The organism is Caballeronia sp. J97, from assembly GCF_905220305.1.
Classification (GTDB): domain Bacteria; phylum Pseudomonadota; class Gammaproteobacteria; order Burkholderiales; family Burkholderiaceae; genus Caballeronia.
Window position 1 is genome coordinate 1 of sequence record NZ_CAJMZL010000079.1, and the last position, 1,700, is coordinate 1,700.

General features: G+C 62.1%; 2 protein-coding genes. Both read right to left on the minus strand.

Going from position 1 to position 1,700, the window contains the following annotated elements; genetic code table 11:
• Positions 1-26: 26 nt before the first annotated feature.
• Positions 27-959, minus strand: coding sequence for an electron transfer flavoprotein subunit alpha/FixB family protein (locus U4Y90_RS35895; protein ID WP_321801880.1), 933 nt, complete (start codon positions 957-959; stop codon positions 27-29).
• 13 nt (positions 960-972) lie between these two features.
• Positions 973-1,700, minus strand: a 728-nt coding sequence (locus U4Y90_RS35900) for an electron transfer flavoprotein subunit beta/FixA family protein (RefSeq protein WP_321801881.1), incomplete at its 5' end; no start/stop codon positions are given.

Here is a 1,700-nt window from a genome sequence, read left to right on the forward strand (position 1 = left end):
AGATCGATATGACAGCCGGTCACGCGCTACAGCAGGTTGACCAGTTCTGGCACCGCTGTGAACAGATCAGCCTCCAGGCCGTAGTCGGCGACGCTGAAGATCGGTGCTTCCGGGTCCTTGTTGATTGCCACGATCACCTTGGAATCCTTCATCCCCGCCAGATGCTGGATCGCCCCGGAGATTCCGCAGGCGACATACAACTGCGGCGCCACGATCTTGCCCGTCTGCCCCACCTGCAGGTCGTTCGGCGCATAGCCCGCGTCCACGGCGGCGCGCGACGCGCCGATCGCTGCGCCGAGTTTGTCGGCCAGCGGCGTGATTAGCTGCTGGAACTTCGCTTCGCTGCCCAGCGCTCGTCCCCCTGAGACGATGATCTTGGCCGCTGTCAATTCGGGCCGGTCGCTCTTGGTGACTTCACGATTCAGGAAGCGGCTCTTGCCCGTGTCGGACTCGGCCTTGATCGTTTCAATGAGGGCACTTCCGCCCGTTGCGGCGGCGGCATCGAAACCGGTTGTCCGAACCGTGATCACCTTGACGCCGTCGCCGCTTTGCACCGTGGCAATCGCATTGCCGGCGTAGATCGGACGCTCGAAGGTGTCGGGGCTATCTACCTTGATGATGTCGCTGATTTGCGCCACGTCCAGCCTTGCTGCCACGCGCGGCGCGACGTTTTTGCCGCTTGCCGTGGCCGGAAACAAAATATGGCTGTAAGTGCCCGCGATGGCCAATACCTGAGCCGCGACATTCTCTGCAAGACCCTCCTTGAGCGATGCGCCGTCGGCATGGACAACTTTTGCCACGCCCGTGATCTGCGCGGCCGCCTGAGCCGCCGCCGCAGCGTTTTCCCCGGCCACGAGCACATGCACCTCGCCGCCACAGGCCGTGGCAGCCGTGACAGCGTTCAACGTAGCCAGCTTGATGGACGCATTGTCGTGTTCTGCAATAACGAGGGCAGTCATTTCCATCGTCTCCTTAAATTACCTTTGCTTCGTTCTTGAGCTTGTCCACAAGCGCGGCCACATCGGCCACTTTCACGCCGGCCTTGCGCCCTGCCGGCTCCGCCACTTTGAGCGTCTTCAGGCGCGGCGTCACATCGACACCGAGGTCGCCGGGGCTGACCGTGTCCAGCGGCTTTTTCTTGGCCTTCATGATGTTGGGCAGCGTCACGTAGCGTGGTGCATTCAGGCGCAGGTCGGTGGTGATGACCGCCGGGATGGACAGCGACAGTGTTTCCAGGCCGCCATCCACTTCGCGTGTTACATCGACACAATCGCCGGCTAATTCCACTTTCGACGCAAACGTGGCCTGCGGCAGTTCGGCGAGCGCCGCGAGCATCTGCCCGGTCTGGTTGGCGTCGTCGTCGATAGCCTGCTTGCCGAGGATGATGAGGCTCGGCTGCTCCTTGTCCACAAGCGCCTTCAGGAGCTTCGCCACGGCCAGCGGTTGAAGCTCGGCGTTGGTCTCCACGAGAATGCCGCGATCAGCGCCGATGGCCATCGCCGTGCGCAACGTTTCCTGACACTGCACCGCACCGCAGGACACCGCGACGACTTCGGTCGCCACGCCTTTTTCCTTGAGCCGCACCGCTTCCTCGACGGCAATTTCATCGAACGGGTTCATACTCATCTTGACGTTGCCGATGTCCACGCCGGCGCCATCGCTTCTGACGCGAACCTTGACGTTGTAATCGACCACTCGTT

Bases quoted from the DNA above. Each gene is read 5' to 3' on its own strand.
- U4Y90_RS35895 (WP_321801880.1), bottom strand. From the start codon at position 959: ATGACTGCCCTCGTTATTGCAGAACACGACAATGCGTCCATCAAGCTG.